Origin of the sequence: Methanothermobacter tenebrarum (assembly GCF_003264935.1) — an archaeon.
Classification (GTDB): Archaea; Methanobacteriota; Methanobacteria; order Methanobacteriales; family DSM-23052; genus Methanothermobacter_A; species Methanothermobacter_A tenebrarum_A.
The window spans coordinates 1-4,840 of record NZ_QLOE01000017.1 but is presented as its reverse complement, the minus strand read 5'-3'; the positions used below and the strand labels follow the sequence as shown (position 1 = coordinate 4,840).

At 41.1% G+C, this 4,840-nt stretch carries 7 protein-coding genes; all 7 read left to right on the top strand.

The window, feature by feature from the left end; all coding sequences use genetic code 11:
• Window positions 1-100 precede the first annotated feature (100 nt).
• The 7 genes from DPC56_RS08030 (at window position 101) to DPC56_RS08000 (ending at window position 4,705) form a co-directional block, all read left to right on the top strand.
• Complete coding sequence (locus tag DPC56_RS08030; RefSeq protein ID WP_112094552.1) at window positions 101-484, top strand: hypothetical protein; 384 nt, start codon at window positions 101-103, stop codon at window positions 482-484.
• Window positions 465-740 (top strand): hypothetical protein, encoded by a 276-nt coding sequence (locus DPC56_RS08025; protein ID WP_010875714.1) that lies wholly within the window; start codon window positions 465-467, stop codon window positions 738-740. The genes DPC56_RS08030 and DPC56_RS08025 overlap by 20 nt, the downstream gene beginning before the upstream one ends.
• A gap of 46 nt (window positions 741-786) precedes the next feature.
• Window positions 787-1,707 (top strand): hypothetical protein, encoded by a 921-nt coding sequence (locus DPC56_RS08020; protein ID WP_245923995.1) that lies wholly within the window; start codon window positions 787-789, stop codon window positions 1,705-1,707.
• Window positions 1,704-2,168, top strand: a complete 465-nt coding sequence (locus tag DPC56_RS08445) for a tetratricopeptide repeat protein (RefSeq protein WP_245923994.1) — start codon at window positions 1,704-1,706, stop codon at window positions 2,166-2,168. The genes DPC56_RS08020 and DPC56_RS08445 overlap by 4 nt, the downstream gene beginning before the upstream one ends.
• Window positions 2,086-2,994: a tetratricopeptide repeat protein gene (locus DPC56_RS08440; RefSeq protein WP_348638844.1), complete on the top strand. Its 909-nt coding sequence runs from the start codon at window positions 2,086-2,088 to the stop codon at window positions 2,992-2,994. The genes DPC56_RS08445 and DPC56_RS08440 overlap by 83 nt, the downstream gene beginning before the upstream one ends.
• A gap of 117 nt (window positions 2,995-3,111) precedes the next feature.
• Entirely contained in the window at window positions 3,112-3,378 is a 267-nt protein-coding gene (locus tag DPC56_RS08430; RefSeq protein WP_010875711.1) for a hypothetical protein, read from the top strand.
• Between the two features lie 667 nt (window positions 3,379-4,045).
• Window positions 4,046-4,705 carry a tetratricopeptide repeat protein gene (locus DPC56_RS08000; protein ID WP_245923992.1) on the top strand — a complete coding sequence of 220 codons (660 nt, stop codon included), beginning with the start codon at window positions 4,046-4,048 and terminating at the stop codon, window positions 4,703-4,705.
• Window positions 4,706-4,840 lie beyond the last annotated feature (135 nt).

The window sequence follows — 4,840 nt, the reverse complement described above, 5'->3', positions numbered from 1 at the left end:
TGGCCTTGTAATCTCCATGTACATTGCCCTGGAAGGTCCAATGGCTTTCGTTGATATCCTCAATTATGCTCTTGTGGGTCAGGGACTTATAGGACTCAACATGGCAGCATATGCAACAACAATAGCCTACACAAGCCTCCAAAACATCACAGACGATATCAAAAAATTCATCATAGAACACCAAACATACATTCCAAAAGACATTATAGATATTTTACTTACTGTTTTTGGATACGTGTCAAAAGGAGGTGCTGGGGCGATATTAGGGTCAATTGGGTTTTGTATGTGGTTTGGTGATAAAATATTGAGCTTTAGAGATTATTATCTTCCAAAAGAGTATTGGAAGTATATATCGTATCATCGTTCCTGGTACGATGGTTATGAGTTGAGATGTTATGTTGGTGAGGATCATTGTATACACTATATTGAAATACCGAAGAATCCTGATGGTAGTTTGAGGTGGGATGAAGCAGTATATATCTAAAGTGGAGGGGATCTTATTGGATTATGAATCTTGGTATAAGAGGGCTTATCCTCTTATCTGCATAGTTATGTTCCTATGTATTCTTGCGCTTAAGTATCATTGTGATGTTTTGTCCCTAATAGCAGCCCCTTTAGGCTTGTTCACTCTTCTCCTTTTATGCTGGCTCTACTACGAGTTGAAGGAAAAAGAGTATGAAATAAGATGGATGATGGTAATGCTCCTTATAGTGGGTTTAATTGCATCTCCAGGGGTATAACAGGGCTATTTAATTATTGTCGGGACATCAAACCCCTCAGAGTTCAATGCAACGCCTATTCCCATACAATGGAAGCCTCGACAATATAGGGGATATCATGGAAGGTGCTGCGATCACAAGCATAGCATACAGGCTCCTGAACGGAGAAAAACTAAATATTACAAAAGCTGGGAACTACACCATAATAAACTATGATAATGACTACCTGATCATCGACACTGCAACAGGGATAGTGAGGGATGTCAATATCTTTAAGAATGTTATGGGGGCATATTGTTTCAGCCACCTGCAGACAGAATGGGCAGCCAACCTCGCAAAAGAACTACTGAATGAGACCGGTTTGTGGAAGTTCATTGGATTTGCTGGTGTTTCAGGAGCTGAAGTCGTCGGCTTCGAAGGAGGAGCTGAAGTCGCCATCCTCGAAGCAGGAGCCTTGTCAGCGCCGGCGACAGCTGGCATAGGAATAGTTGTTGCAATAGTCGCTTATATCCTCATCGAACATCCTGAGTGGCTCCCATACATCGAAGATGCCATGATGTTACTCTCACCCGCTGGTCTGCCAACATTCATCACCTACACATTACTAACAGGAGACACAGAACCAATACAAAACTATCTTGAAATACTATCAAGACAGTCAGACGGATGGAGTAGAATGGTAAATGAGTATAGAGAAGCCGTAGATACTCTAAGGGCGGTTAGCAGTGGTAGTGTTGGTGGCGATCCCGACGATATAGAAAGGGCTATAAATAATTTAGGTAAATTCATGAGGGATGAATGGGAGCTGTTCAAGGAGGCTTTAAAGGATGGGAATGTCGTGGGCGCCATAAAACATGGAGGTACTGTAATAGGCACTGGGATGGCTATTGGAAGCCTATTAGCCTATGAGAATCGCGAGGCGATAGAGGCATGCATACTAGGATTCAAAAACTACCTGGAAAAGAAGTTGAGAGAGGCTGGAGCATGAATCCCCTTAAGAAGATAAAGGATTGGATAGCCAGGGGAAAGGCTGGATGGCACCTCAGCGGGGGCCGATCAAGCCTAAAACAGGGAAAATACAAAGAAGCTCTTAAAGAATTCAGGAAAGCCCTCAAGGCGAGTCCAAACGACCCGGAAATCTTGCACTATAATGCAATGACACTACTAAAACTCAAAAGACCAGAGAAAGCCTTAAAATGTTATGAAAAAATCCTCAAAAACAATCCAAAACTAGCAGAAGCATGGAACAACAAAGGAGTAGTCCTTAAAGAACTTAAGAGATATGATGAGGCATTGGAATGCTATGAAAGGGCACTACAAATAGATCCACAAGACGATGGAACATGGAACAACAAAGGAGCGCTCCTTGACACAATCGGTAAACCAAAGGGCACTACAAATAGATCCACAAGACGATGGAACATGGAACAACAAAGGAGCGCTCCTTGACACAATCGGTAAACCTGAAAAAGCAATAGAATGCTATGAAAAAGCCTTAGAAATAAACCAAAAAAATGCAAAAGCATGGTATAATAAAGGTAACGGATTACGCAGTCTCGGAAAATATGAGGAGGCATTGGAATGCTATGAAAAAGCATTACAGATAAACGCAGAATTCGTAGAGGCATGGTACAACAAAGCACTAATTTTTGAAGAACTTAAGAGATATGATGAGGCATTGGAATGCTATGGAAGGGCACTACAAATAGATCCACAAGACGATGGAACATGGAACAACAAAGGAGCGCTCCTTGACACAATCGGTAAACCTGAAAAAGCAATAGAATGCTATGAAAAAGCCTTAGAAATAAACCAAAAAAATGCAAAAGCATGGAACAACAAAGGAGTAGTCCTTGAAGAACTTAAGAGATATGATGAGGCATTGGAATGCTATGAAAAAGCCTTAGAAATAAACCTAGAAAACGACGAAACATGGGCTAACAAGGGAGTACTCCTCAGGAAACTTGGAAAATATGAGGAGGCGCTGGAATGTTTTGAAAAAGCCCTTGAAATAAACCCAGAATTCGCCGATGCATGGGAATGGAAAGGTATAATCCTGGAAGACCTCAAAAAACCAGAGGAAGCCCTGAAATGCTACGAGAAAGCCCTCAAACTAAACCCCCAAGACAAAACACTATGGTACATGCAAGGAAAAACACTACAAAAACTTGGAAAACACCAAAAAGCCAAAAAATCCTACAAAAAAGCCCTGAAAATAGACCCAGAATACAAAAAAGCCAAAAAAGCCCTGAAAGAACTCCAAATGAAAGGCTAAAGTCACTCTTAGGATAACAGCACAGCAAACCTTTGAAGGCTTAAAGGACAACGCGAGAAAAGCCTTCAAGAGGCCTTATTAGCCCAATACAACCCGCCCCACACAATCCCATGACCTTTGGAAATCATCAGTTATGGCCTGGTGGGTCAGGGCCTCATAAGAGTTAACATGGCAGCATACGCAACAACAATAGCCTACATAGACTCCAAACTCAACAACATTACAGGTAGCATCAAAGAATTTATCGTGGAACATCAAACATACATCCCAAAGGATATTCTAGATGCAGTAGGTGTGGTTGGTGGCTGTTATTTTATGTTAGAAGGAGGATCTTTTGTGGCAACTGTAGCCTTGTTTTTTGTATTATTGCAGAAGGGGATTTGATTCTTAATATAAGGGATCATTACCTACCTAGGGAATACTGGAAGTATATATCCCTTCATCGTGGCCCGATATATGGATACAAACTGGAAGCATACATTGGTGCGGATAATTGTATACACTACAAGGAGATTCCTAAAAATCCAGATGATACGCTAAGAGAGAATGAAACAATATACATTTAGGTAAATAGAGGGGTTGTAATGATTGAAAGGTCTGAAAAAGGTGAAAGAAAATTTGATATACTTTTTATGGTTACTTTCATAATCTTTTTCCTTGAACTGTTATATTTAAACAGCCCAAAGGTTGAGTTGACTGACTGGTTAGTCGTGGGGCTCCTTTTCGTTTTATTGTATTTTTTCAGAAAAAAAGAAGATTGGATAATTCGCCATCAAGAGGCGATCAGAATTTTTGGGCTAATGATGCTCGCAATTCTTACGATTAGAATCCTTAAGACATGAAAAAACCTTATGTAAACCTATACTAACAGATAAATAAAGAATCAACCCATAATAGGTTCCGCTGCAAGCATAGGAAGCCTATCAGAATCATGAGACGATAAAAACTTGCATACTAGGACCCAACGATTACATGAAAAAGAAGTTGAGAGAGGCTGAAGCATGACCCCCCTTAAGAAGATAAAGGATTGGATAGCCGCAGGAAAGGCTGGATGGCACCTTGCTGGGGGCCGATCAAGCCTAGAACGTGGAGACTACAAAGAAGCCCTCAAAGAATTCAGGAAGCCCTCAAAGCAAGACCAAACGCCCCGGAAGTCCTCCACTACAATGCAATAACACTACTAAAACTCAAAAAACCAGAGAAAGCCTTAGAATGTTATGAAAAAATCCTCAAAAACAATCCAAAACTAGCAGAAGCATGGAACAACAAAGGAGTAGTCCTCGAAGAACTTGAGAGATATGATGAGGCACTGGAATGCTATGAAAAAGCCCTTGAAATAGATCCAGAAGACGATGGAACATGGAGCAACAAAGGAGCGCTCCTTGACACAATCGGTAAACCTGAAAAAGCATTGGAATGCTATGAAAAAGCCTTGAAGATAAACCCCGAATTCGCTGATGCATGGAAATGGAAAGGCATAATCCTAGAAGACCTCAAAAAACCAGAGGAATCCCTGAAATGCTACAAGAAAGCCCTCAAACTAGACCCGCAAAACAAAACACTATGGTACATGCAAGGAGCAGCACTACAAAAACTCGGCAAACACAAAGAAGCACTAAAATGCTACGAAAATGCCCTGGAAATAGATCCAGAATACAAAAAAGCCAAAAAAGCCCTGAAAGAACTCACCATCCAAAAAAATCAACCATAAACCCAAATCCCAGGATCAAAACCTCCGCACAACAGGAATAGGCCTAACACTCCTCAACGGCGGGTCACTAAACATTTTCGAAAGCGGGAATTACACGCTTATCAGTGACGGGCAGGGAAGATACCTCATCATAGA